20 protein-coding genes and 2 pseudogenes are annotated in these 25,817 nt (G+C 70.1%); 11 read left to right on the plus strand and 11 right to left on the minus strand.

Annotation, left to right across the window (positions count from 1 at the left end):
- Positions 1-41 precede the first annotated feature (41 nt).
- Entirely contained in the window at positions 42-458 is a 417-nt protein-coding gene (locus ACWDX7_RS14030; RefSeq protein WP_451489674.1) for a thioredoxin family protein, read from the plus strand.
- Positions 459-499: 41 nt separating this feature from the next.
- On the plus strand, positions 500-1,942 hold the full coding sequence (locus ACWDX7_RS14035; protein WP_451489673.1) for a dihydrolipoyl dehydrogenase family protein: 1,443 nt from the start codon (positions 500-502) through the stop codon (positions 1,940-1,942).
- 293 nt (positions 1,943-2,235) lie between these two features.
- On the opposite strand, the gene ACWDX7_RS14040 is transcribed toward ACWDX7_RS14035, so the two are convergent.
- Positions 2,236-3,678 (minus strand): phosphoribosyltransferase family protein, encoded by a 1,443-nt coding sequence (locus tag ACWDX7_RS14040; protein WP_451489672.1) that lies wholly within the window; start codon positions 3,676-3,678, stop codon positions 2,236-2,238.
- A gap of 249 nt (positions 3,679-3,927) precedes the next feature.
- Between ACWDX7_RS14040 and ACWDX7_RS14045 the strand changes: the two genes are divergently transcribed.
- Complete coding sequence (locus tag ACWDX7_RS14045; RefSeq protein ID WP_451489671.1) at positions 3,928-4,701, plus strand: metallophosphoesterase; 774 nt, start codon at positions 3,928-3,930, stop codon at positions 4,699-4,701.
- Here the strand turns inward: ACWDX7_RS14045 and ACWDX7_RS14050 are convergent.
- The 6 genes from ACWDX7_RS14050 to ACWDX7_RS14075 all read right to left on the minus strand — a co-directional run bounded on the left by ACWDX7_RS14050 (position 4,674) and on the right by ACWDX7_RS14075 (position 9,394).
- Complete coding sequence (locus tag ACWDX7_RS14050; protein ID WP_451489670.1) at positions 4,674-4,976, minus strand: DUF2087 domain-containing protein; 303 nt, start codon at positions 4,974-4,976, stop codon at positions 4,674-4,676. The genes ACWDX7_RS14045 and ACWDX7_RS14050 overlap by 28 nt on opposite strands.
- A 142-nt stretch (positions 4,977-5,118) precedes the next feature.
- Positions 5,119-5,769, minus strand: a complete 651-nt coding sequence (locus ACWDX7_RS14055) for a hypothetical protein (RefSeq protein WP_451489669.1) — start codon at positions 5,767-5,769, stop codon at positions 5,119-5,121.
- A 183-nt stretch (positions 5,770-5,952) separates the two neighbouring features.
- On the minus strand, positions 5,953-6,360 hold the full coding sequence (locus ACWDX7_RS14060) for a DUF6114 domain-containing protein (RefSeq protein WP_451489668.1): 408 nt from the start codon (positions 6,358-6,360) through the stop codon (positions 5,953-5,955).
- A gap of 257 nt (positions 6,361-6,617) precedes the next feature.
- A complete protein-coding gene (locus ACWDX7_RS14065; protein WP_451489693.1) occupies positions 6,618-7,256 on the minus strand; it encodes a DUF6230 family protein in 639 nt (212 codons plus the stop codon).
- 151 nt (positions 7,257-7,407) lie between these two features.
- Positions 7,408-8,172: a MerR family transcriptional regulator gene (locus ACWDX7_RS14070; protein ID WP_451489667.1), complete on the minus strand. Its 765-nt coding sequence runs from the start codon at positions 8,170-8,172 to the stop codon at positions 7,408-7,410.
- A gap of 28 nt (positions 8,173-8,200) precedes the next feature.
- Positions 8,201-9,394: a methyltransferase gene (locus tag ACWDX7_RS14075; protein WP_451489692.1), complete on the minus strand. Its 1,194-nt coding sequence runs from the start codon at positions 9,392-9,394 to the stop codon at positions 8,201-8,203.
- A 328-nt stretch (positions 9,395-9,722) separates the two neighbouring features.
- Here ACWDX7_RS14075 and ACWDX7_RS14080 point away from each other — a divergent pair.
- The 6 genes and pseudogenes from ACWDX7_RS14080 to ACWDX7_RS14105 all read left to right on the plus strand — a co-directional run.
- A pseudogene (locus tag ACWDX7_RS14080) lies at positions 9,723-10,004 on the plus strand (pirin family protein); the annotation flags it as partial.
- A gap of 342 nt (positions 10,005-10,346) precedes the next feature.
- Positions 10,347-11,228 carry a SigB/SigF/SigG family RNA polymerase sigma factor gene (locus ACWDX7_RS14085; RefSeq protein ID WP_451489666.1) on the plus strand — a complete coding sequence of 294 codons (882 nt, stop codon included), beginning with the start codon at positions 10,347-10,349 and terminating at the stop codon, positions 11,226-11,228.
- Between the two features lie 261 nt (positions 11,229-11,489).
- Positions 11,490-16,043, plus strand: coding sequence for a HAMP domain-containing protein (locus ACWDX7_RS14090; protein WP_451489665.1), 4,554 nt, complete (start codon positions 11,490-11,492; stop codon positions 16,041-16,043).
- A 43-nt stretch (positions 16,044-16,086) separates the two neighbouring features.
- A complete protein-coding gene (locus tag ACWDX7_RS14095) occupies positions 16,087-18,480 on the plus strand; it encodes a SpoIIE family protein phosphatase (RefSeq protein WP_451489664.1) in 2,394 nt (797 codons plus the stop codon).
- A 112-nt stretch (positions 18,481-18,592) separates the two neighbouring features.
- Positions 18,593-18,820, plus strand: a complete 228-nt coding sequence (locus ACWDX7_RS14100; protein WP_451489663.1) for a hypothetical protein — start codon at positions 18,593-18,595, stop codon at positions 18,818-18,820.
- Between the two features lie 372 nt (positions 18,821-19,192).
- Positions 19,193-19,834 carry a TIGR04222 domain-containing membrane protein gene (locus tag ACWDX7_RS14105; RefSeq protein ID WP_451489662.1) on the plus strand — a complete coding sequence of 214 codons (642 nt, stop codon included), beginning with the start codon at positions 19,193-19,195 and terminating at the stop codon, positions 19,832-19,834.
- Positions 19,835-20,093: 259 nt separating this feature from the next.
- Here ACWDX7_RS14105 and ACWDX7_RS14110 read toward each other — a convergent pair whose 3' ends face one another.
- Positions 20,094-20,447 (minus strand): PRC-barrel domain-containing protein, encoded by a 354-nt coding sequence (locus ACWDX7_RS14110; RefSeq protein WP_451489661.1) that lies wholly within the window; start codon positions 20,445-20,447, stop codon positions 20,094-20,096.
- A 457-nt stretch (positions 20,448-20,904) separates the two neighbouring features.
- Between ACWDX7_RS14110 and ACWDX7_RS14115 the strand changes: the two genes are divergently transcribed.
- A complete protein-coding gene (locus tag ACWDX7_RS14115) occupies positions 20,905-21,444 on the plus strand; it encodes a DoxX family membrane protein (protein ID WP_451489660.1) in 540 nt (179 codons plus the stop codon).
- A gap of 308 nt (positions 21,445-21,752) precedes the next feature.
- Positions 21,753-22,241 (plus strand): SCO4225 family membrane protein, encoded by a 489-nt coding sequence (locus ACWDX7_RS14120; RefSeq protein ID WP_451750627.1) that lies wholly within the window; start codon positions 21,753-21,755, stop codon positions 22,239-22,241.
- Positions 22,242-22,341: 100 nt separating this feature from the next.
- Here the strand turns inward: ACWDX7_RS14120 and ACWDX7_RS14125 are convergent, their stop codons facing one another.
- The 3 genes and pseudogenes from ACWDX7_RS14125 to ACWDX7_RS14135 form a co-directional block, all read right to left on the minus strand.
- A complete protein-coding gene (locus tag ACWDX7_RS14125) occupies positions 22,342-24,408 on the minus strand; it encodes a GAF domain-containing SpoIIE family protein phosphatase (RefSeq protein WP_451489659.1) in 2,067 nt (688 codons plus the stop codon).
- Positions 24,409-24,807: 399 nt separating this feature from the next.
- Positions 24,808-24,900: pseudogene (locus ACWDX7_RS14130) on the minus strand (transposase); the annotation flags it as partial.
- A 113-nt stretch (positions 24,901-25,013) separates the two neighbouring features.
- Entirely contained in the window at positions 25,014-25,742 is a 729-nt protein-coding gene (locus ACWDX7_RS14135; protein WP_451489658.1) for a thioesterase II family protein, read from the minus strand.
- Positions 25,743-25,817 lie beyond the last annotated feature (75 nt).

Raw genomic sequence — 25,817 nt, forward strand, 5'->3', positions numbered from 1 at the left:
GTTCCAGGAGCAGACGGCTCAAAACAGGAGGTCTGGATACCGTGGCTACAGTCGAGCTCACCAAGGACAATTTCGACCGGACGGTTACCGACAATCCCTTCGTACTGATCGATTTCTGGGCGGGCTGGTGCCGGCCCTGTCTGCAGTTCGCCCCCGTCTACGAGAAGGCGTCCGAGGACAATCCGGATCTGGTCTTCGCCAAGGTGGACACCGAGGCACAGCAGGAACTGGCCGGCGCCTTCCAGATCACCTCGATCCCGACCCTGATGATCGTCCGGGACCAGGTGGCCATCTTCGCCCAGCCCGGCGCACTGCCCGAGGCCGCGCTGACCGACCTCATCGACCAGGCCCGCGCGCTCGACATGGACGAGGTGCGTGCGAAGATCGCCGCCGAGCAGAAGGACGGGCAGCAGGACGCGCAGAAGGATGCGCGGGAGCCCGGCACGCCGGAGGGCTGAATGCGTGACGCGGCCCCCGGCCGCCGGTGACACTGGTCCGCATGACAGAAGCCGTGGAGTACGATGTCGTGGTGCTCGGCGGGGGACCGGCGGGCGAGAACGTCGTCGACCGGACCCGCGCCGCCGGCCTGAGCACGGCACTGGTCGAGAGCGAACTCGTCGGCGGGGAATGCTCGTACTGGGCCTGCGTCCCCAGCAAGGCACTGCTGCGCCCGGCGCTGGCCCGGGCCGACGCACGCCGGGTGCCGGGCCTGGCGGCGGCCGTCAAGGGGCCGCTGGACACGGCGGCCGTGCTCGCGCACCGCGACTACTGGACCGGTAACTGGAACGACGAGGGCCAGATCGACTGGCTGGACTCGATCGGCGCCCACGTGTACCGGGGCCACGGCCGGCTCTACGGGATCCGGAAGGTCGCAGTCACCAGCCCCGAAGGGGAGCACCACGTCCTCGCCGCCCGGCACGCGGTGGTCATCGCCACCGGCAGCCGCGCCGTGATCCCCGGCCTGCCCGGGATCGCCGGAGCACGCCCCTGGACCAGCCGCGAGGCCACCTCCTCCCAGGAGGCACCCGGCCGGCTGCTCATCGTCGGCGGTTCCGTAGTGGCCTCGGAGATGGCCACGGCCTGGCAGGCCCTCGGCTCCCAGGTGACGGTGCTCGTACGCGGCCCCGGGCTGCTGCCCCGGATGGAACCCTTCGCGGGGGAGCTGGTGGCCGAGGCGCTGGGGGAGGCCGGCGCGGTCATCCGTACGGGCGTGAGCGTCGAGGCGGTCGTACGGGACGGCTCGACGGGCCCGGTCACGGTGGTGCTGGAGGGCGGCGAGACCCTGGAGGGCGACGAACTGCTGATGGCGACCGGGCGCTCGCCGCGCACCGAGGACATCGGGCTGGACACGGTGGGCGCGGCCCCCGGAGAGTGGATCGAGGTGGACGACACCTGCCGGGTTCCCGGCCACGACTGGCTCTATGCCGTCGGGGACGTCAACCACCGGGCGCTCGTCACCCACCAGGGCAAGTACCAGGCCCGGATCGCGGGCGACGCCATCGCCGCCCGGGCGACGGGCACCCCCTCGCTGGACACCGGCCCCTGGGGCGCGCACGCGGCCACCGCCGACAACCGGGCCGTCCCCCAGGTGGTCTTCACCGACCCGGAGGCGGCGGCCGTCGGCCTCACCCTGGCCGAGGCGGAACAGGCGGGTCACCGGGTGCGCGCTGTCGACTACGACCTGTCCAAGGTCTCCGGCGCCGGCCTGTACGCCGACGGCTACCGGGGCCGGGCCCAGATGATCGTGGATCTGGACCGCGAGGTCCTCCTCGGCGCCACCTTCGTCGGACCGGGCGCCGCCGAACTGCTCCACGCGGCCACCATCGCGGTCGTGGGCGAGGTCCCGATCGAGCGCCTGTGGCACGCCGTCCCGGCCTTCCCCACCATCAGCGAGATCTGGCTGCGGCTGCTGGAGACGTACCGGAGCCAGGCACGGGGTTAGGGCGTGTCTTTCGGATCTTGTCGGCCGAGCCCGCGTTGCCCGGTGCCGTGCATCGCAAGGCGGAGGAGCTTGCCTCGTACTGGACGTACTGGGAAGCCCCGACAACGCGGGGAGGTGCGGCACCGGGCAACGCGGGCCCGGCAAGATCCGAAAGACACGCCCTACTAGGGCTCCGGCAGGGCAGACGCTGGAGAGGGCAGACGTCGGCCGGGCAGACGCCGACCGGTCCCAGCAGGCGGATGAGGGACGGCAGGCAACGGGCGACGGAGGACGTACGACGGGCGGGCGAAGCGTTACTGTGGCGGCGCTCCCCGGGCTGCGCTCTGGCCGGCGGCCGGGGCCGTCAGGTGCGCGGTGAACCAGTCCCGGGCCAGGCCGGCGACCTCCTCCAGTGCGCCCGGTTCCTCGAAGAGGTGGGTGGCCCACTGGACCACCTCCAGGCGGTTCTCGCAGCGCAGCAGCGCCTGGGCCCGCCGGTTGAGGTCGAGGACCATGGTGTCGTCACCGCCCACGATCAGCAGCGTGGGCGCCCGTACGTCGGCGAGCGCCGGCCCCGCCAGATCGGGGCGGCCGCCGCGGGAGACCACGGCGCCGACCTCGGAGTCGGCGGAAGCGGCAGCCAGCAGGGCCGCCGCGGCCCCGGTGCTCGCCCCGAAGTAGCCGACGGGCAGGGGCTCGCGGCTCCGCAGCCAGCGGGTGGCGCCCGCCAGCCTCCCCGCCAGGGCTCGGATGTCGAAGACGTTGGCGCGGTCGGCCTCCTCCGCCGGGGTGAGCAGGTCGAAGAGGAGGGTGCCCAGACCGGCCTGCTGAAGGGCCGCCGCCACCGCACGGTTGCGGGGGCTGTGGCGGCTGCTGCCGGAGCCGTGGGCGAACATCACGATCGCCTCCGCGCCGTCCGGGAGGGTGAGTTCCCCCGCGAGCCGCAGCTCGCCCGCCTGCACGTCGACGGACTCCGCGGTCGCCCGGCCCGACCGCCGGGACGGCGGACCGGTCGATGCCGACCCCGATGCCGACCCCGACCCCGACCCCGACGCCGATGCCGATGCCGACCCCGACGCCGCTTCCGGATCCGGCGGAGCGGCTTCCGCCCGGCCCCGGTGTGCGGCCGAGGCCTCGGCCAGCAGGGCGACGACCTCCTCGTCCGGGGTCTGCGAGAAGTCCTCGTACCACTCGCCGACGGCGCGGAACGCACGCGGCGTGGAAAGGCAGACCACCTCGTCCGCCACCCCGCGAAGCCACGTGACCGCGTCGGGTGATGCGACGGGAGCGGCGAGCACCACGCGGGCCGCGCCTTGCGCCCGTACGACCTCACACGCGGCCGCGGCGGTGGCGCCGGTCGCGATCCCGTCGTCCACCACGATCACCGTGCGGCCTGCGACGGGCGTGCGGGGGCGGTCCGCGCGGAACCGGCGTGCCTGACGGGCGAGCTCGGCCTCCTCGGCATGCTCGACCGAGGCGAGATCCTCCTGTTTGGCGCGGCTCTGGCGCACGATGCGGTCGCTGATGACGCGCACCCCGCCCTCCCCGATGGCGCCGAATCCGAGTTCTCGGTGGTACGGGACTCCGAGCTTGCGGACGACGATCACATCGAGGGGGGCGCCGAGCGCCTGAGCGACTTCGAAGGCCACGGGCACCCCGCCCCGGGGCAGGCCCAGGACGACGGGCTCCTCCGGCTGGACGTGCCTCAGGGCCGCGGCGAGGCGTCGGCCCGCGTCCGTGCGATCGGTGAACAGCACTGTGCTTCACCACCCCACAAGGGGAGAACAGGACCCTGTGCCTTAGCTACTTCGACGCAACTCCACTTGCGGCCGCCGCGCAACTCGGATCCGGTTCCGGGCACGGTGAGCCGGGCGGAGGCGTGTTGAATGAGGTGCACATGCCGTTTCGGGGTGGGGGAGCCGCGGTCGGTCACCGCGCCCCCGTCCCCGCTCAGCCCCCGCCTCCCCTCGTGGGACGCTCGGACCAGCGACGAAGGAGCACCGCCCGTGATCGTGATCGCCCACCTCAGCGACGTCCATCTCGACGGGGACCGCCGTGCCGCCGACCGTACCCGCGCCGTCATGGAGTACCTGGACGGGCTGCCGTACGAGCTCGACGCCGTACTGGTGAGCGGGGACATAGCCGATCACGGCAGCGCCGCCGAGTACGAGGAGGCCCGCAAGGTGCTGCGCTCGCGGCACCCGCTGGTCGTCTGCCCCGGCAACCACGACGAGCGCGTCGCCTTCCGCCAGGTCCTGCTGGGGGAAGGGCCCGGGGCGGTCGCCTCCACGGAGCCGGTCGACCAGGTGCTGCGCGGTGACGGGTTCGTGCTCGCGGTGTGCGACTCGTCCGTGCCGGGCGAGCACCACGGCTTCCTGGGGGAGTCCACCCTCCGCTGGCTGGACGACCTGCTGGCCGCCACCCCTCGCCGGACGCCGGTCCTGGTCGCCTTCCATCACCCGCCGCTGCCCCTGCACACGCCGTACGTCGATGACATCAGGCAGTTCGGAGTCGAACGGCTCGCGGAGCTCGCCGGCCGGCACCCGCACCTGACGGCCTTCCTGTGCGGGCACGCCCATACGGCGGCGGCGACCACGTTCGCGGGCCGCCCGCTGCTCGTGGCGCCCGGCGTGGTCTCCACGCTCCGGCTGCCGTGGGAGGCGCGGTCGGGCGCGGACGAGCACGTCCACCTCGACGAACCGCCGGCCGTCGCTTTCCACGTACTCGGCGACGACGGACGGCTGACGACGCACTACCGGGTCGTCGTGGCCCGGCGGTAGCGACTGCCGTCACGGGTCCGCGTCAACAGGCCCGAGGTGATCAGGTAGCGCCGCAGGGCCGAGCAGTCCTCGTGCACGCTCAGCAGTGCCTCGTTCACCTCCGGTTCCGTGTAGTCGCAGTCCACGGCGAACAGGGTCTCGGTGAGGTGGACGAGCAGCTGTTCGCGTCGGGCGACCTTGCGGGGGATCGCGGTGAGGCGGCCGCCGGAGAAGAGGTCGCGGACGTCGCGTTGTGTACGGGGCGCGGTGCCGGGTTGCAGGAGGCTCTGTGACATGGAGTGAGCTTCACGCAGTTGCCTCCCCACGGGCAACGCAATTACCGCCGCCCCCCGGTCACCGGAGGGCGGCGGTCATTGCGTTGCCGGCGGGGTCGGGGACTCAGGCGCTCAGGGACTCAGGGACTCAGCGACCTGGGACTCAGGGACCGACGGTGATCTGCTGCGCCGGGTCGGTGGTGTCGGAAACCGTGTACACGGCGTTGAAGACGGAGCTCGTCGCACTCGTCGGGCAGCCGAAGCCGCCGACGACCTTGACCGGTACCGAGGCGTTGGTGAAGGTCAGCCGGGACGGAGCGCCGTTGGTCCAGCTGCCGCCCACCCCGGCCGGGGCGGTGGGCGCGGTGGTGACCGTACAGTTGGCGAGACCGGTCGTCTTGACCACGAGCCCGCCCTGCGGGACGGTCAGCGTGGCCGTGCTCGGGGCGCCGTTCTGCATCGACACCGTCCAGGCACCGCTGGTGGTGACCGTGGGGGTCACTCCCGGCGTGCTGGAGGTGCAGGAGGTGTACGTGGGCGGCGAGATCGGCGAGGAGACCGGCCCGGCCGGGTTGTGGTTGCCCGGGGCGGCCGGGACCGTACCGGTGGAGACGGAGACCGTGCAGGTCACCGTGACCGATCCGGCCTTGAGGGTGGCCTTCCCGCTGAGGGTGGCCTTGAAGGCGTGCCCGGCCGGGGTGACGGTGGTCGACCCGGCCAGCGGTAAGGGGGCGGCGGTTGCGGTGACCGAGGCGAGGGAGAGTGCCCCGGCGGCGGCCAGCCCGAGGGCGAGCGCGGTACGTGTACGGATCATGGCGGTGCTCCTTGGGGATGGTGGTGCGAGGTGGAGGGAGCGGGGCTGAGGGTGCGGTAGCGGGGTGGGGGTGTAGGTGTGACCAAGGGTGGGACTGGGCGTGGGGAGTCCCGGCTACCGCGGGGAGGTACTCCTCCCTGCGGCGGGCTCGGTGGTCACTGGGACTCGGTCGGCACGGCCGAATCAGTGGTTGCTGCCGGATCGGTGGTTACTTGCCGGATCGACCGAGTCGACGGAGTCGGCCGAATCGACCGGCCCGGCGGGCTGCGCGGGCTCGGCGGAGTCCGTGAGGTGGGTGCGCCGGGCGGCGGACGGCTGCCAGGCGAACATCAGGCCGCCGCCGACGATGCCGAGCAGCGTCCCGATGAGGAAGCCGCCCAGGTTGGACAGAACCAGCGCGGCGGTCGCGATCAGCGTGGTCAGCACGCCGGCGAGGCTGCGCTGCGGCGGCGAGAACCAGGCGGTGAGCCCGAGCACGATCATGACGACCCCCAGCAGGACGGACGGGATCCCCGCCACGCCCTGCTGGAGCATGACCTTCAGCGGTGCCAGCGGCAGGACACAGATCTCCACGCCCGCGAGGATGGCCAACAGCCCTCCCCAGAAAGGCCTGCCGCGTCGCCAGCGCCGCCACCGCCCGGGTCCGGGTTTCCGCGTGGACCTGGGATCCCGCCCGCGCCCGGTTCGGCGACCGGCTTCGCGCCCGGGCCCGCTTCCGGCCCCGGTCCCGTGGTCGGGCCCGGTCCCAGTTCCGTGCTCGGGCCCGGTCCCGGCCCCGGTTCCGCGCCCGGCGCCGGTGCCAGGCTCCGGCTCGGACGGACGCCCGCGTGGTCCGGGACGGCGGCGGTTCAGAAGCATTCCTTCTTGCCCCTGCTGACGTTCATGCTCAGGCCGGAAAGCTTGAAGGTGCCGGCGTTCGTCGCCCACGCCGTCTGCTGGAGACCGGTGATGCTGACGGTGTCCGCCTGCTGGGCGAAGAGGTCCTGCATGCCCTGCGCCTCGGCCGGACCCTTGTCGAGGGTGGAGGCGTCCCGGCCGATTTCGATGTTGGTGAAGGCGGCGTCACCGGAGAGCTGGGTGGCGTCGACGAACAGGTTGCTCGCCTCGACCGGCTTCTTCTGGCCGGCCGTGAGATTGAGCGAGATGTCACCGATCACCGGGAGCGTGGTGACCACCGACTGGCACAGGCTGTGCAGCTTGGCCTCCCGGATGGCGGTGACCGCCACCGGGATCAGCTCGCCGCGGGCGTTGACGTCGACACTGCCGTACTGCGCGAAGCCCTCGCCCTGCAGGCTCTGCGCCGACACCTTGAACTGCTGTCCCGACACCGCGAAGGAAGCGGCGAGCGCGCCCTGCGCGAGGGCGATGCCGAGGCCCGCCGTGACGGCCACGGCGGGGACGGTCAGGAGGGCGAACCGACGCCAGCGGACGCGGCCGTCGCCTTCCGATCCCCCGGCGGGGCCGGATCGATCGGAGGGGCCGGACATTCCGGAGGGGTCGGATAAGTGCGGGGAATCTGCCATGAGATCGTCCCTTATTTCGGCTGTGCACCGATTGTTGTTACCGACGAGTGAGTTGAATGTAAGAGTGCCAATGACGGTTGGCAAGGTTGCGCGAGCGCACCTTTTAGGCCGACTCCTACTGCTCCGTACGCAGCAGTTCGGCGACCTCCGCCTCCACCCGCCGCGCCATCGCCCGCGCGAACTCCGTGGCCACGACCTCACCGGCCACCGGTCGCAGCGCCGCCACCGCCTCGGAGATGTGCTCCAACTGCGTGGCCGAAAGCCGCTCCAGCCCGTCCTCGCCGATCACATGCCGCCGGAACAAACCGACGAACCGGTCGGCCAGAGCCGCCGCTTGTGTCTGTACGAAGTCCCCCGCGTCCAGGATCTCCGCGAGCGGCACGCCCTGGCGCACCAGCGTCAGCGTCGCCTCCAGCAGCCGTCGGCTCTGATGCGTCACCCGGTCGCCCTCGACCGTCACGTACCCCAGCTCCGCCGCCCGCCGGGTGTCCTCGGCCGTCGCCGTCGGGCCGAAGAGCGCCCGCAGCTCGGCCCGGGTCATCGTGACCGCGTCCTCCTGCACCCAGTCCCGCGTCATCTCCCGTTCGAAGCCGAGGAGTTGGGACAGGTCGCCACCTTCTTCCCACGCGTGCAGCAGCTCTGCGATGCCGTTGACGGTGTAGCCGCGCCCCAGCAGATCGCTGATCATCCGCAGCCGGGTCAGGTGGTCGTCGGAGTACCAGGCGATCCGGCCCTCCCGGCGCGGGGGCGGCAGCAGCCCGCGCTCCTGGTAGTAGCGCAGATTGCGCACCTTGACGCCGGCCGCCCGGGCCACGTCCTCCCGGCGGTAGCGCCCGCCCCCGCCGTCTACTCGGCCGTCATACCGCGTCTGGCTGCTCACGCGGCCGAGTGTAGGACGTACTGGCAGGTCACATAGGCCGCGGACGATCCTGCTTGACCGCGCGCAGGACCACGAACTTCGGCTCGCTGGCCACCACTTCGCTGTTGCCGAAGAGCCGGCGCAGGTGCGTGTGGTAGCCCATGTGCCGGTTGGCGACGATCCACAGCTCGCCGCCGGGCCGCAGCACCTTGCGCGACTGCGCGAACATCCGCAGCGCGGTCGCGTCCGTCGTCGCCTGGTGGGAGTGGAACGGCGGATTGCTCAGTACGAGGTCCACGGAGCCGGGGGAGAGCATGGCCACCCCGTCTCCGACGAAGAACTCGGCGGTCCGCCGGCCTTCGCGCACGTTCGCCCGGTAGGTGGCCTGCGCCGAGGCGATGGCCTGGTAGGACTCGTCGGTGAACACGATCTCGGCGTCCGGATCGGCGACCGCGACCGCCGTCCCGACGACGCCGTTGCCGCAGCCCAGGTCCACGACCCGGGCGCCGTCGGTGTTGGTCGGCAGGCTCTGCAGGAAGAAGCGGGTGCCGACGTCGAGCCGGTCGGCGCAGAAGATCCCGGCGTGGTTGACGACGGTCAGCCCGGAACCGGAGCCCGCGTCCTCGTCCACGGTGTACGTGACCGGCCAGGGGTCCGCGGCCGCGGGGCGCGTGGCCCCGGGGGTGCCGGGCGTACAGAAGATCAGCCGGGCCTTCTTCTCGGCGAGGGAGGTCTTCGTCGGACCCAGGATGCGCTCGAAGAGCCGCAGCGTGGAGGTGTGGATCTCCTTGACCATGCCCGTACCGATGACGACCGTGTCCGCGTGCACGTGCGGCGCCAGCCGGTGCAGCTGGTCCTCCAGCAGCGCCAGGCTCTTGGGTACGCGCACCAGCAGTACGTCGATCCGCTCGGGCGGCGGGTCCTGCGTGGTCAGCAGCGTCACCGTCGCCTTGGAGGTGCCGATCCCGTTGCGGTCCAGGTTCGCCGCGGTGGCGGAGCGAGTCAGCGAGGAGTCGGTGATCTGTGTGGGACGGTACGCCGCGAGGGCCGTCGTCAGCGTCCCCCAGCGGTCCCCGAGCACGGTGATCTGGCCGGCGGCGGCCAGATCCACCGGTCCGCGCTCGCCGGTACCGGAGTCGAGGTGGCGCAGCAGGTACTCGTCGGCGGCGTCCCAGGCGCGGAGCCGGTCGCGCGGGTCCTCGGGGAAGCGGGTGAGCTCGTAGGAGCCGAAAGGCGTGGTCAGACGGTTCATCGTGGCCCCAGGCTAACCGAGGCGGGCGCTCGGCCCCGCATGGGCGGGGCCGAGCCGCCGCTGGCCGGGGAACTCCGGGGGCCGACGCGGCGGCCCTCCGGGGATCCGGAGGGGCGCGGGCGCGGCCCGGCATCAGCTGCGCGAGAGCGGGGCGGGGCGCTCGGAGGAAACGGGGGAGCGGCAGCGTCGGGGTCGGCTGCCCCTTCGCGGCGCCGGTGGGACCCGGTGTCCGGAGGCCCGTGCCGAGTGCCTCCCAGGGCCGCCGTGGCGTGGAACGTTCCACTCCCGGTAGCCGCCGGGGCAGGGCTAGGTTGTCCGTATGAGCAATCTCGATCGCCAGCCCGCCCTCTCCACCTGCGGCGGCCGCGGTTTCGTCGTCGCGGAACCGGTACGCGAGCTCCTCAGCCCGCGTACGGTCAAGCTCGGGCAGTCCACCGAAGTCCGCCGCCTCCTGCCGAACCTGGGCCGCCGCATGGTGGGCGCCTGGTGCTTCGTGGACCACTACGGCCCGGACGACATCGCCGACGAGCCGGGCATGCAGGTCGCGCCGCATCCGCACTCCGGACTCCAGACGGTGAGCTGGCTGCACGACGGCGAGGTGCACTCCTGTGGCGTGGCCCGTACATCCCGTGTCTCCGCCAGTCACCGCCGGCATCTCGAAGAGGCCGCGGCGGCTGCCCTCAAGGCACGTGAGGCGGCCCGACACGTGAGGCGCCCGAGACGTGAGGCGGCCCGGCTGGTCAAGACATCGGGCACTGGTCGGTGTCGTCGGCGGGAGATCGGGCACGGCCGAGAGTCCTGCGGCAACGCAACTCGCGAAAACTATTTCGCGTATTTCTTGACGGGTGTGGGGTGAAGGAGCGAAGCTCAGGGGGCAGCCACACAGGCGGCAGTGTCCGGGGGAGCCCTCGGCTACGAAGTCGAGAACCCGCGGAGCGCTGACATGAACACCCTCACCACGCAGTCCGTGACCGGTACGGCCGAGGCCGTGACGGAGACCATCACGGAGTCGCCGGAGCAGCTTCCCCGCATCGCGAATGGCCGCGAGGTCGCCCCCGCCGACGCCCGGGCCCTCTCCAAGGTCTTCTTCGAGCGGCTGCGCACCCTGGACGAGGGCACCCACGAGCGGCAGTACGTCCGCAACACCTTGATCGAGATGAACCTGTCCCTGGTCCACTTCGCGGTGCGCCGCTTCCGCAACCGGACTGACGGTACGGAGATGGACGACATCATCCAGGTGGGCACCATCGGCCTGATCAAGGCCATCGACCGCTTCGACCCCACCCTCGGCAACGAGTTCACGACCCTGGCCCTCCCCTACATCACCGGGGAGGTCAAGCGGCATTTCCGCGACACCACTTGGGCCGTCCGCGTCCCGCGGCGCCTCCAGGAACTGCGCATCGAACTGGCACGGGGCAAGGAAGAGCTCAGCACCGTGCTCGACCGATCGCCGACGGTCCGTGAGCTGGCGGCGCACATGGGGCTCAGCGACGAAGAGGTGATAGAAGGACTGGTCGCCGCCAACGGCCACTCCAGCCAGTCCCTCGACAACGACCAGGACGAGTCATCCGACACCGCTCCCCGCCCCCTGGCCGACATGCTCGGTAGCGAGGACCCGGCCATGGAACTCTTCGAGGACATCCACAGCCTCGCCCCGCTCCTGGAGAAACTTGAGGGGCGAGAGAAGCTCATCCTGCAGATGCGCTTCGGCCAGGAGATGACCCAGGCAGAGATCGGTGCCCGCCTGGGCATCTCCCAGATGCAGATCTCCCGACTCCTCACCCGCACCCTTGCCCGGCTCCGTGAGGGCATGCTCGCCATGTGACCCAACCCACCCCGAACCCACGCCGGCAGGATCCGCTCCAGGCTGGCTGCCCTGCGTCCTCAGTCGATTGCCCGGGCGTCCGCAGGGCGCTGTGAGCCGGGCCGCCCGTGACGAGCGTCGCATCGGGTGCGGGTGTCTGCGGGGACTTGTTGCAAACGGCGGGCCAGGGCGACGGAGGCCCTGGTTTAGGCTGAGCGAGGGACGCTCACGGCTTCGAGCTTGTCCTGCTCTGACGGAGATGGGACAAGGATGGTCATGCCGGTGAGTACCGCGACGAGCGCGAAGACTTCTGGGGCGGTGGGGGAGCCCGAGCTCCGCCAGCTCCTGGCCGGACTGACGTCCGTGCGTGACGGTGATTTCGGTACCCGTCTGCCCGACGAGGCCGATGGGCTGCTGGGCGAGATCGCGACCGTCTTCAACGGCATGGTAGACCAGCTCTCCCTGTTCACCTCGGAGGTGACCCGTGTCGCCCGGGAGGTGGGCACCGAAGGGACCCTCGGCGGGCAGGCCGTCGTCCCGGGCGTGTCCGGAACCTGGGCCGATCTCACGGACTCCGTGAACGCGATGGCGGGCAACCTCACCACTCAGGTCCGCGACATCGCCCAGGTCGCCACCGCCGTCGCGCGCGGCGACCTCTCGCAGAAGATCGACGTAGCGGCCCGGGGTGAGATCCTGGAGCTCAAGGACACCGTCAACACGATGGTCGACCAGCTGTCCTCCTTCGCGGACGAGGTCACCCGGGTGGCGCGCGAGGTCGGCAGCGAGGGCCGGCTCGGCGGGCAGGCCGAGGTGCCCGGGGTAGCCGGCGTGTGGCGCGACCTCACCGACTCGGTGAACTTCATGGCCGGCAACCTGACCGACCAGGTGCGCAACATCGCGCAGGTGACGACGGCGGTTGCCAAGGGCGACCTGTCGCAGAAGATCGCGGTGGACGCCCGGGGCGAGATCCTGGAACTGAAGAACACCATCAACACGATGGTCGACCAGCTCTCCGCGTTCGCCGACGAGGTCACCCGTATGGCCCGCGAGGTGGGTACGGACGGACGGCTCGGGGGGCAGGCGGACGTCAAGGGGGTGTCCGGCACCTGGCGCGACCTGACCGACTCGGTGAACTTCATGGCCGGCAACCTCACCGCCCAGGTCCGTTCCATCGCGGAGGTCGCGACCGCGGTGGCGCAGGGAGACCTGTCGCAGAAGATCCGGGTCGACGCCCGCGGCGAGATCCTGGAGCTGAAGACGACCATCAACACGATGGTCGACCAGCTCTCCGCGTTCGCCGACGAGGTCACCCGCGTCGCCCGCGAGGTGGGCACGGACGGACGACTCGGGGGGCAGGCGGACGTCAAGGGGGTGTCCGGCACCTGGCGCGACCTGACCGACTCGGTGAACTTCATGGCCGACAACCTCACCGCCCAGGTCCGCTCGATCGCGGAAGTGACCACCGCGGTGGCGCAGGGAGACCTGTCGCAGAAGATCCGGGTCGACGCCCGCGGCGAGATCCTGGAGTTGAAGGAGACCATCAACACGATGGTCGACCAGCTCTCCGCGTTCGCCGACGAGGTCACCCGCGTCGCCCGCGAGGTCGGCACCGAGGGCAATCTGGGCGGTCAGGCCACCGTCCGCGGTGTCTCGGGCACCTGGAAGGACCTGACGGACAACGTCAACGTCATGGCGTCCAACCTGACCGGCCAGGTCCGCTCCATCGCCCAGGTGGCGACGGCGGTGGCCCGCGGCGACCTGTCGCAGAAGATCACGGTGGAGGCCAAGGGCGAGGTCGCGGCGCTGGCCGGGGTCATCAACACGATGGTGGACACCCTGTCGGCCTTCGCCGACGAGGTCACCCGCGTCGCGCGCGAGGTCGGGACCGAGGGCCGGCTCGGCGGCCAGGCCCGGGTCCCCAACGTCGCCGGGACCTGGAAGGACCTCACCGACAACGTCAACTCCATGGCCAACAACCTCACCGGCCAGGTCCGCAACATCGCCCTGGTCACCACGGCCGTCGCCAACGGAGACCTCTCCAAGAAGATCGACGTCGACGCCCGGGGCGAGATCCTGGAGCTGAAGACGACCATCAACACGATGGTCGACCAGCTGTCCTCCTTCGCCGCGGAGGTCACCCGTGTCGCCCGCGAGGTCGGCAGCGAGGGCCGGCTCGGCGGCCAGGCCGAGGTCGAGGGCGTCTCCGGCACCTGGAAGCGCCTCACCGAGAACGTCAACGAACTCGCCGGCAACCTGACCCGGCAGGTCCGCGCCATCGCCGAGGTCGCCAGCGCCGTCGCCGAGGGCGACCTCACCCGTTCCATCACGGTCGACGCATCCGGTGAGGTCGCCGAGCTCAAGGACAACATCAACTCCATGGTCGGCTCCCTGCGCGAGACGACCCGGGCCAACCGCGAACAGGACTGGCTCAAGTCGAACCTGGCGCAGATCTCCGGCCTGATGCAGGGCCACCGGGACCTCGCTGTGGTCGCCGAGCTCGTCATGGACGAGCTCGCCCCGCTCGTCGAGGCCAGCTACGGAGCCTTCTACCTCGCCGAGGAGACCGATGGCGAGACCTGGCTCACCCTCATCGGATCCTTCGGCCGGCCGTCCGACAGCCCTGCCGCCCAGCGGGTACGCAACGGCGAGACCCTGGTGGGCCAAGCGGCCCGCAGCCGCCGCATCCTCACCGCCACCAACGTACCGCCCACCTACCTGATCTCCTCCGGGCTCGGCGGCGCCACACCCGCCAGCCTCATCGTGCTGCCCATCCTCGTCGAGGAGCAGGTCCTCGGCGTCATCGAGCTCGCCTCCTTCAACGCCTTCACGCCGGTGCACCGCGACTTCCTCGCTCGCCTGATGGAGACCGTGGGCGTCAACGTCAGCACGATCGTCGCCAACGCCCGCACGGACGAACTCCTCGGAGAGTCGCAGCGCCTCACCGTCGAACTGCAGGCCCGCTCCGAGCAGTTGCAGGTCCAGCAGGACGAGCTGCAGAGGTCCAATGCCGAGCTGGAGGAGAAGGCTGCCCTCCTCGCCACGCAGAACCGCGACATCGAGACCAAGAACCTGGAGATCGAGCAGGCGCGCCAGGAACTCGAAGACCGGGCCCAGCAGCTGTCACTGGCCTCGAAGTACAAGTCGGAGTTCCTGGCCAACATGAGCCACGAGCTGCGCACGCCGCTCAACAGCCTGCTGATCCTCGCCCAGCTGCTCTCGCAGAACCCGTCCCGGAACCTGACCCCGAAGCAGGTCGAGTACGCGGGCATCATCCACTCGGCCGGCTCCGACCTCCTCCAGCTCATCAACGACATCCTCGACCTGTCGAAGGTCGAGGCGGGCAAGATGGACGTCAATCTGGAGCGGGTGTCCCTCAAAAACCTGCTCGCCTATGTGGAGGCGTCCTTCCGGCCGCTGACCACCCAAAAGGGCCTCGACTTCGACATCGTGACCGCGCCCGGCGTACCGGTGGAGCTGTTCACCGATGACGCGCGGCTCCAGCAGATCCTGCGCAACCTGCTGTCGAACGCGGTGAAGTTCACCGAAAGCGGCAAGGTGCAGGTCGAGATCGAGCCGGCGCGCGCCGCAGAGCTCCCGGCCGAGCTGGCGGGCTCCGGCCCGGTGGTGGCGTTCAGGGTCTCCGACACGGGCATCGGGATCGCCGAGGAGCAGCTGGAGGTGATCTTCGCCGCGTTCCAGCAGGCCGATGGCACGACCAGCCGAAAGTACGGCGGTACGGGCCTGGGCCTGTCCATCACCCGGGAGATCGCCAGGCTCCTCGGCGGCGTCGTCACCGCCATCAGCACGCCCAACGTCGGATCAGCGTTCACGCTCTACCTTCCCGTCACCCGCGACAGCGATCTCCCTGACCGGAACGCCCCGGTCCCCGCCCTGGAGCAGACGCCTGACGCGCAGGAGAAGCCGGAGGGCGACCCGGCCGACGAGCGCGGTCCCCGCCGGCTTCTGGTGATCGAAGCCCGCACCAACGGTCTTCTCAGCCTCGTCGCCGAGAGCGCCGCCTCGGACCTGACCGCCGGACGGGCCGCAGTGGACCCGGCCGCGAGGGTCGAAGTCGTCACGGCCGTGACGGCCACGGAGGCGGCCACCATGCTTGCCCAGTCGCCCTTCCACTGCGTGGTCCTGGAGCTGGGAGCCAACGACGAAGCCCTGAGTTTCCTGCGCGCCCTCGCCGGCGACCCCGCCCTGGCATCTCTGCCGGTCCTCGCCCACGACAACCGCAGGATGACGAAGGAACTGGACGAGGAAGTCACCCGGCACGCATCCGGACAGCGCCTGGAGGTACTCGCCAGCCTCGACGAACTGCGCGAGCGGATCACCCTGCACCTGTCGGTCGACGGCCTGGAGGACGTCCTCCCGCTCGTACGGCCCGACAGCGACGCGACCTCACCGGGCCACGCCCACGTCGATGCGAGTCTGGCCGACAAGTCCGTCCTGGTCGTCGACGACGACCCCCGCAACCTGTACGCCATCAGCGGCATCCTCGAACTCCACGGCATCCGGGTCCTGCATGCCGAGAACGGCCGCAAGGGCATCGAAACACTGACGAGCACGCCCGGCATCGACCTGATCCTGATGGACGTGATGATGCCCGAACTCGACGGATACGCGGCGACAGCGGAGATCAGGGCCATGCCCGAGTACGCTGATCTCCCCATCATCTCGGTCACCGCGAAGGCGATGCCCGGCGACCGCGACAAGAGCCTCGCCGCCGGATCGAGCGACTACATCACCAAGCCCGTCGACGCGAACGACCTCGTCGCCCGGCTGCGCCACTGGCTCCTGCCCACGGACGCCCCGGGAGCCTCCCGTGCCTGACCAAGCGCCCTCCGAACACGCGGGAACCCTGGAGGTTCCGGGCATGCGCCGAAGGCCGGATCCGGAACCGCCCTACGCTGCTGCCCCGTCCGGCACGGGTCAGCCGGGCGACGTCGGCCGCCTGGCCGCCACCGTCGAGCGTCTGCGCCAGGAGGCTCTTGAGGCCCAGGAAGCCGCCGATGGGCGTGCGCTGATCGAACTGGCCAAAGGCATTCTGGTGGGGCGCCTGGGATGCGGGCCGGGCGAAGCCTCCCGACAGCTCGCCAAGCTGGCCGAGCAGTCGAACGCGACCGTCCTCGCCCTGGCACTCGACATCATCAACCAGGCGGCCCGCGACCACGTCAGCGAACTCGCGCAGCAGTTCCTCCAGGCGGCGGACGCCGAAACCGCCACCCCCGACGTCACAGCGCCCCTCCTCCGGATGAGGGCGGCGGAAAGCCGCATGCTCGCCGCCGGCGACTCACAGGCCGTGGCCACTGCCCTGCTGGACAATGCGCTCCAAGCCCTGGGCGCCCACGGAGTGGCGATCTGGTCGGTCGGGCCGGACTCCTCGCTCGCACTCGTGGGCCAGGCGGGCTTCACCGCGCAGGACGCCGGCCGCTGGCGCTACGTCCCACCCGAGGTCGCCACATGCGCCCGGCTGGCCATCACCAGCCGGGAACTCACCATCGTGGAGTCCCTGTCCTCCTCCGGCATCCCCACCATCGGCAGGCGCCAGCACCCGGACGGCGGGCGCATCATGGTCCCGGCCGGCACCGGCGGACGCATCATCGGCGTCCTGGAAGTCAGCTGGACGAGCCCCCTGCCGCCCCAGCAGCCCCCGGTCCTGCGCCAGTTGGAGGCGCTGGCCGAACTGTGCGCCCGCACCCTGGACGAACAGTCCCCCGAGCCCGCATCCCTGACCCCCAGCGCCTCCGATCTGGCGGGCGTCGCGGAACTGACAGACCTCGCCGACCACCTCTGCGACCCGGTACTGATCCTCACTCCCACTTTCGACTCGGCCGGTCACCTCGCGGACTTCCGCATCCACCACACCAACCCCAGGTTCACCGACCCCGCCAGCCGGCCCCGTTCGATGCTGACCGGGACGCACTTCCTGGAGGTCTTCCCGGCGGCCGCCGAAAGCAACGGTCTCTTCTCCCTGCTGGAGCGCGTGTACGCGACCGGAGAGCCCTGCCAGGCGCCACGCACCACGCTGAAAACCATCGTCGACCAAGTCCCGCTCGTCACCGTCGCCGACGTCAGCATCACCCGCCACGGCGCAGCCCTCCTGGTCATCTGGAAGATCGAGGACGAGAGCGTACGGCTGGCCACTCTCCTACAGCACGCCCAGCGCCTGGGCCGAGTCGGCGGCTTCGAGGAAAACACCACCACCGGCGACATCAGCTGGAACAGTCAGCTCTTCTCCCTGTTCGGACTGCCATCGACAGCCTCCCCGGTTCCGCTCCAGGAACTGACGACTTACGTGCACCCCCACGACGTCAACTCGTTCGGCCGCTTCCTGCGAACCCTCCTGCACCGGCTCAAAGAGTCCTCGGTGGACTTCAGGCTCAAACGCGCAGATGGCATCATCCGGCACATCCGCATGGTCGCGGAGCCCGTCCTGGACCATAACGGACGACTGAGCTCCGTCCGCGGAGCCTGTCAGGACATCTCATCGCAGCACTGGACCGAGGTCGCCCTGGCAGCGACGCGCGACCAACTCGCCGACAGCGAAGCAGAATCGGCCGGCCGCACGAAACTCGCCCTCCAGCTCCAGCACGCCATCATGCCCCCCGCCCCAGCCCCCCTGGAGGTTCCCGGCATCCGCATCGCCGTCCGCTACCGCCCGGCCGAATCCCAGTCCCTCGTCGGCGGAGACTGGTACGACTCCGTCGTACTGCCCGACAACAAGATCCTCATCAGCGTCGGTGACGTCGCCGGCCACGGCATCCAGGCAGCCACCGGCATGGTGGTCCTCCGCAACGCCCTACGAGGTCTCGCCGTCACCGGCGCCGGCCCGGCCCAGCTGCTCTCCTGGCTCAACCGCGTCGCCCACGACCTCACCCGGCAGCTCACAGCCACCGCCGTGTGCGGCATCTACGACCCCGCCACCCGCTCGCTGCGGTGGGCGCGCGCCGGCCACCTGCCGCCCGTCCTGGTACGGGGAGCGCAGGCCAAGACCTTCCCGCTGACCTCCGGCCTCCTCCTCGGAGCGATCCCCGACGCGGACTTCGAAGAGGTAGAGGTACAGCTGGAGCCCGAGGACATCCTGCTCATGTACACCGACGGCCTCGTCGAGCGCCGGGACGTGTCCGTGACGGACTCCCTGACACAGCTCCTCGACGTGGCCGCACGCCCCTTGGAGTCACTCGAAAGGCGCCTCGACAACCTGCTGACCTACAGCGCATCCGACACCGATGACGACACGTGCCTCATCGGAGTACAGGTCGACTGACCCGTGTGGTGTGAGCAGGCCACCCGGCGGAAGTGATGATCATTTGTGACTGCCAGGAGTGATCAGCGGGGCTTGGCTGGGCGCCAAGGTCGGATGGCAACGACAGCGGGCCTTGGACGGAGGTCTTCTCATTGGCGGAGATGACGTACTCGTCCGCGCCCAACAGCTCGCCCTCGAAGGTACGGGCGTACAGATCCAGGACCCGCTGACGGTTCCGGGATCCGGGTCGATCCCGGCCGCATCCCTGAACCAGATGGCCGAGCGCGTGCTCGACAACTGTCCCAAGGTCAACAAGGCGCGCCTCAACCTCCCCAACGAGCATCACTTCCTCGCGACCTAGAGCCCTTCGACCTAGAGCCCCCTTCGACCTGGAGCCCTTCGGCCTCAAGAACGACAACGAGGTCTACTAAGCGCTGGACCGGATGTACGGTCTCAGCGAGGGCACGCGCACCGCGACGGCATGCAGCCGGTGATCGCGACGAGCGACTGAATCGTGGCGTAACGCCCGTTCCCAACCCGGAAGTTCGGCCCGACCGCGTCGCGGGGTCCGGAGCGCTCCGCGTTCCCGGCCCGACTCCACCCGGCTCGTCCCGATCCGGCCTTGCGCCGAAGCTCAAGTGTTGCTCTGAGATGGCAGGACGAGGGTTGGGCGCCGCGCTGTCAGGTGACACTGCCGACAGATGAGGTGGGCCGAAACGGGGGCGGGTCTGGTATGCGGTGGGTGTTCCGGTGGATCGTAAGGGGCTCGGGCGAGACGCGGACTCTGGATGTGTATGACGTCGCGTTCCTGGCGGGCGGGGCGCGGCGGGTGGTGGACAGCGCGGTGATCGCGTTGAACCGGCGCGGGCTGCTCGTGGTGCACGCCTCGCAAGTGCGTACTGTGGATGGGGAGCAACCCTTGCATGCGGTCGAGCGTGCTGTGGTCGCGTTCTGCGGGCGCACCAAGAGCATCGACACCGTACGCGCTGGCCTGCAACGCTCCCCGGAGGTTGAAGAGATCGGCCGTGGGCTGGCCGCATGGGGCCTGGTGGCGGGCGCGGACCGTCAGGTGACGCGTGCGGGCCGGCGACACCTCCAGCAGGCCGAGCGCGACCCAAACATCCCGGAGTACGTCCTGGGCGGGCCCGCCGGCCTCCTGGACGGGACGGTGCGACGCCCGGTCGGCCGCGCGCAGGCGGTTTCGCCCCGCCCTGGCCCGACGCCGAGGCGTAGCGGTCAGGGCCCGACGTCGGGGCGCAGGTTCTCGCGCCTGGACGTCGACTCCGGTCCCCACTTCGGCGGCGGCAGCGGCGGCGGCTGGGGAGGAGACGGCGGTGGCGGAGGCGGTGGTGGCGGCGGGGGAGGCGGGGAGTGAGGCGCTGCCCGGCGGACTTGATGCTCGGATGGCGGGGAGTTCAAGGTCTGGACGCAGGCCGGGGCGCCGATACCGGGGGTCGGGATACCGCTGGCTGTGAGGGCCCCGGGGCAGCGCGGCACGCAAGCCGGCGCGGCAGGTCCCCGAGCGCCCTCGGGGCGAGCACGGGGCGCGCACGGGGCGCGCACGGGCGGAGTAGAAGAGGCGTGGGCGGCAACCGAACGGTTGCCGCCCACGCCCCCGGGCCTGCTGGTGGTGGTCAGAGGCGGTGCGGGCCGTCGTAGTAGCCGCCCACCTGACGGTGGTAGTCCGCGTCACCGAGGTGCTTGTCCTTGTCGAACTCCGGGGCACTCTTGATCTGCTCCTTCGTCCGGTCGACATAGATCTTGCGGTCGTCCGTATCGATCCGGCTGACCGTGCCCGCGGGAAGGAGGACTTCCTTGCCGAAGATCCAGGGGCCGGTGTCGACCACGATGTACGCGGAACCGACCTCGTCGGAATGCTTGTCGACCTTGCCGATGGAACCGTCCGTCGCCTCGACCTCGTAGCCCGTCAGATCGGCACCGGCCAGACGGCCTGACGTCTCGCGGTAACCCCACACATGCTCAGACATACGAAAACCCCTCCATGAAGACTGGAAACCCAGCGGCCACTCTGACCCTCAGAAACACTGGGGATGAGCAACCCTGCCGAAGGGCCGCCTGCCCCGGTGAATCCGCCTCACACACCAGCACCGAAAAATGGCCTCCCGGGGTCGTGCTACCAGGCAGCAGTTGGGGCGGTCGACGGATTGGGAGGCGTCGGTTCCCGATGCTCCCGGCAGCCACCCCAACCACTCCCGCGCGCAGAAGAACAAGAAGCAGGAAAACCGTAGTTATCAACCTCCAAGGACCCGAAGGCCCTGCGATTCCATACCATGCACGACTTCTTACCCGTTTCCTACCTCCCAGGCAGGGCTGCAAGCCCGGTATTCTGATCATCTGTCCCGCGGACCGGGTTGCGCCCAGACGGGACGCACTTGGGCGGTCCGCCGCCGGGATGAGCAGGCCAAGTTGGGGCAGCAGCGGGACATGGCTGTCCTACGAAAGCTCGCACGCCCCCTGCTCGCCGCCCCGTTCGTCACCGGCGGACTGCGCAGCCTGCGCCGCCCCGAGGTCGCAACGGAGACCGCCCAACCCGTCATCCGGGCAATCGGAAAGCGCGTCCCGGCCCTCGCCGGGGATCCACAGCAACTCGTACGCGTCACCAGCACGATCCAGACCGCAGCGGGCCTGCTGCTCGCGACGGGTCGTGCCCCACGTCTGGCCGCGCTCACACTCGCTGCCACGCTCGTACCGACCTCCCTCACCACACACGCCTTCTGGACCGTGGAAGACCCAAAGGAACGTGCACGGCAGCGCGGCCGCTTCCTCACCGACCTCTCTGCGCTGGGAGGGCTCCTGATCGCCGCAGCAGACACCCACGGCAAGCCCTCACTCGCCTACCGCTCCCGACACGCACTCGACCACCGGCACCCGGTCAAAGCCATCCGCCGCCCCGCCCAAGCAGCCGCGGCCAGTACAACCCACCGCGCCAAAAGGGCGGCGACCTCGCTCACCGGCTCCCACTGAGGACTCACCCACCCACCGCCGCACCCCGGTTCCCCCCGGCCCTCGTGGTGGCCGAGGACCGCGCGGACGAGGCGCCCAGGGTTTCCGGGACGGGCAGGCCGTCGCTCTGGCGGCGGTTGATGACGGGCGTGCCCGTCGGATGAGACCTGTACAGCAGCGATCACGAAGCGGCTAAAGGTGTCATCGGAGCGCAGGTCGAGCGGGGCTCCTCGGTGGTATAGCAGGTGCGCACGCGCACCTGAGTAGTCGTACTCAGGTGCGAGGGCTGAACCGTTCTGATACTGGCTGTCAGACGAACGGGGGCAGTCATCAGACGACGGTCAAGAGTTGAAGTGTGGGTTCCGGCTGGCTATCTGGCCGTTGTTGTCGGGCTGTTGGTCTGGGTGGATGTGCTCGTCCGGAGGGGGGACGCCGGGTTCGCCGGCATCTGGCCGATGCTGGCCACCGCACCCCTCAGTCTCCTGGCCATGCGGCTGATCGTGCCCGATCCCGAGTCGCCCGAGATGCCGGAGGTCACGCCGCCCGTCCACACGGGCCCCCTGCCGCCCGAGCCCCAGCCGGTGCCCCTGCCTGAGCCCCTGCTCGGGGAGACGCCCGAGCCCGTGCCCCTGCCCGTGGGACCGCCCCCGACCGATTCGGCAGTTTACGACCTGCCAGGGACCGACCTGCCTGACACCTGGCTGGGGTTCGGATTCTACGGTGTGATCCTGGCCTCCGCCCTGGTCAACGCCACAGCACTCTGGGCTCTGGTACGCGGCCTGACCGGTCTCCTCGCACGCCGTCGGCGGGAGCGATGACGATGCCGACGGCCAGGTCGACCACGTTGCCGCGCAGGATGAAGCTGCGGAAGCCTTTCAGGGCGACTGCGTGCGGTCGGCCGGACCGTTTCGCGCTGGGTCAGGTGATGCGTAGGGCGAGGATGGCGAAGTCGTCGTTTGGTGGTGTGGGGCCGTAGGTGAGGACTTGCTGCTCAAGGGCGGCGACGGTGGCGGCTGCGGAGAGGTGGTGGGTGCGGGCGAGGGTGTCGCGGATGCCGTCCTCGCTGAGCATGGTGGTGCCCGAGCGGCGTTCGGTGACGCCATCGGTATACAGCAGGAGCAGATCTCCGGGGTGAAGACTGTCCTCGGTGATGTGCAAAGGAGGGTCGCTCATGATGCCGAGGAGGGTGCCTGCTCTGCCCAGTGTGGTGATCGTTCCGTCTGCCCGGCGAAGCAGGGGATGGGGATGTCCGCCCAGGGCCAGGCGCAGGCGAGCCGGTGAGGCACTCACATCCAGCTCAGCGTAGGCGGCGGTGCAAAAGCGCTGGGCAGGATGGTCGGTGAGGATCGCGCTGTTGACAGCATTGAGCACGCTGCGTGGTGCGGGGTCCCATCGCCGGGCGGCGCGGGCGGTGTGCCGCACCAGACCGGTGAGTGCCGCGGCCTGCGGCCCCTTCCCGCAGACGTCGCCCATGATCAGGGACCATTGGTGTCGACTGGTGGAGACGATGTCATAGAAGTCACCTCCCACGAGTGTGCCTTGGGCTCCGGGGTGGTAGCAGGCGGCGATTTCGGCTTGGGGGATGTGGGGGAGGGCCGGGGGAAGCAGGCTTCGCTGGAGGTAGTGCGCCACCTCGCTCTGCTCTGTGAAACGTCGCGCATGTGCGACGGCTTGCGCGGCGCGGCCGGCGAGTTCTTTTGCGAAGGGGATGTCATCCTCGGCGAACAACGTCTGCGCGGATGTTTCCTGGATCAGGACCATGGCGCCGATAACGGTCTGTCCATGCTCCATGGGTACGGCCAGCCAGGACGCCGCTGGCATGAGCTGGCTCAGAGCCGATCGGTGTTCGGCGTTGCGGGCCAGGCGGTCCAGGGTCCGGGGGACATCGGTCACCAGTTCATGCATCCCCGTGCGGATGACAGCGCCGACCCCGCCTTCGGCGTCCAGCCTCGGGGGGAAGCGTTCCACCAAGACACGCAGGGCCTGTTCCTGGCGAGGGTCGCGATGGACCAGGGTGGCGAGCTCGGGCTCTCCGGCTTCGCCCATGACGTGGATGAGGCATCCGTCGGCGATCTGCGGCACGACCGCGGCAGCGATGTTGGTGAAGGCCGTCGCGGGGTCCAGGGATGTGGCCAGCACGGCGCTGACCTCCGCGAGGGCACGGAGCTGCGCCTGCTTGTCCGTGGTCTGCTTTTGCAGCCGGGCGCGTTCCATGGCCTGGGCGCATTGCCCGACCAGCGCTGTGAGGAAGCCGCGCTCGGATTCGGTGAAGTCGTGGCGGACGGCGAAGTGGAAGCTCACAGCCCCGAACAGTCGCCCTTCCACGGCGAGGGGCAGGACCGCAGTTGAGTGAAGCCGCGGCGCAAAAAGGTGAGCCGCCTGCGGGAAGGCCTTGGCCCGTTCGGCCGGATCGGCGAAGAAGAGGGCCTGCCCGCTTCTGGCGGTGTGGGCCATGGGGTAGGGCGCACTGATGCTGAAAGGGGCCGGCTGCTGCGCTCCGCGTTCGACGTCGTGGATGTGCCGCACGGTGTAGTGCTTACTGCCCGGTTCGTTCAAGACGGCGGCGCTGACGGTCGCCCCGACCGCCGGCATGACCTCCTGGGTGAGGACCGTCATGACGGAAACAAGAGTGTCAGCCCGAGACAGAGACGCCGTCACCTTGGCCAGGAGTTCAGCTCTGAGTACGCGCTCCCTGTTGTCGCGCAGCACCCATACCAGCCGGTCCTGTCCCACACGGGTGGCCTGGTACTCGTAGTCGGCCGCCCGGTAGGTCCTCGCCTGAGTCCAGGTGAATGTGCCCTGCTCCGGTCTGCCCGTGGCCAGCACGCGCATGCAGGCGGCGAACGAACCGTTTTCAACCATCTGCGGCCAGAGCTCACTGCACAGGCCCCCGATGGGAGGGACACCGTCCGGCAAACCGGCCCGGGCGGCGGCATTCATGTGCTCCAGCCGCATGTCCACTGGCTCACCGGTGGCGTCGCGCACAGCCACAGAGACAGTCACCGCGTCCGGCAAACACTCGAACACATCCGTCAGCAGTTCAACAGAGGCAGCCCTCCGCATCATCCCCCCGGAGGCAGTGTCGCCCGGTCCTTGACCTGGCGTGACTATCACTCGCACATCTCCCACTGTCCGCGCCGGCAGATCAGCGGATACGGTGTCTGGTCATCTCTCGGAGGAAGGTAACAGTTGCCTAGCGGCAAGTGTTCACTCTGTGGCCGATACCGGAAGAGCAGCGCCAGACCTTAACCCGGTCATGGCAGGGAGCAAACCGAATCTTTACCAAGGTGCAGGGGCCAAGGCCGCAGACCGCCCCCGGCGCCGGCGTCCCGCCAGGCGCCCGTACTCGACGACACGAAGGTCGATAGCTGCCGGGCCCGCTGTGGCGAACCGCTCGCAGACGGTCTGCCAGGGTGCGTACCGCTCGGGCAGTTCGCGCCACGGAGCCCCGGTCCGCAGCCGCCACAACACCCCGTTAGGGCCGAGCACGCACACGCTCGGTGCCTACGGGCCCCGTTCGGCGCTTGGCCCGGCGGGGACCGTCAGGAGCCGGAGGAGGCCGCGGCCGCCGGACAGGGCCAAGCCCAGTTCTAGAGGTGATCGGCGATCAGGGCGATGGCGCGGGGGAGGCCGAGGTAGTGGTGTTCCACGGGGAGCGTGTGGTGGGTGAGCTCGTGGTCGGTCACGGCCTGCCACTTGGCCGCAGAGCCCGATGGAATGAGGGAGTCATCACGGGCGGTCCACACCGTGACGGGGTAGGTCAGCCGCTGGCCGGCTTCGTGGTGGTAGGAGTCGACCAGGGTGAGGTCGTGTCGGATGGCGTGGAGTGCTTCGTGTCGCCGGCGTTCGTCGCGCGGTAGGTCCATGCCGAGCGAGCTGGAGAGGCGAGTCAGGGTGGGGTCGTCCATCGACCGGGCGTCGAGGTCGATGTCGCCGTATTCGGGCGGCGACAGAGCTGCGGACGCGTGGAGGGCGAGGGGCGGCTGACGGCGCCGGGTGAGCTGCCGGGCGGTCTCGTAGCCGATGAGGGCCCCGAGACTGTGTCCGAAGATGACCAGCGGTTCGAGGACGTGGTACGTCAGGCGCTGGGCGAGTTCGCCGGAGAGGGCGATGAGATCCGCCGCCGGGGCCGGGGAGTCGTCGCGCCCCGGGTAGCGTGCGCTCAGGACGCGGAAGCGGGGCGCGAGGTAGTGCGGCCACAAGGCGAAGTCGGCAGGGCCTCCCGCTACCCCCGGCAGCAGGAGTACCGCCAGGTCCGCCACTGCCCCCTCGGGTGTCAGCTCCCACAGCAGGTCGTCACCGAGCGTTCGCATCGGCATCCCTTCATATGAACGCATCATTGCTCTGAACTGTCCCGTTATCACTCGTTCGTGATCTTTGCCCGTTTTTGGCTG

Source organism: Streptomyces sp. NPDC003034 (genome assembly GCF_053591375.1).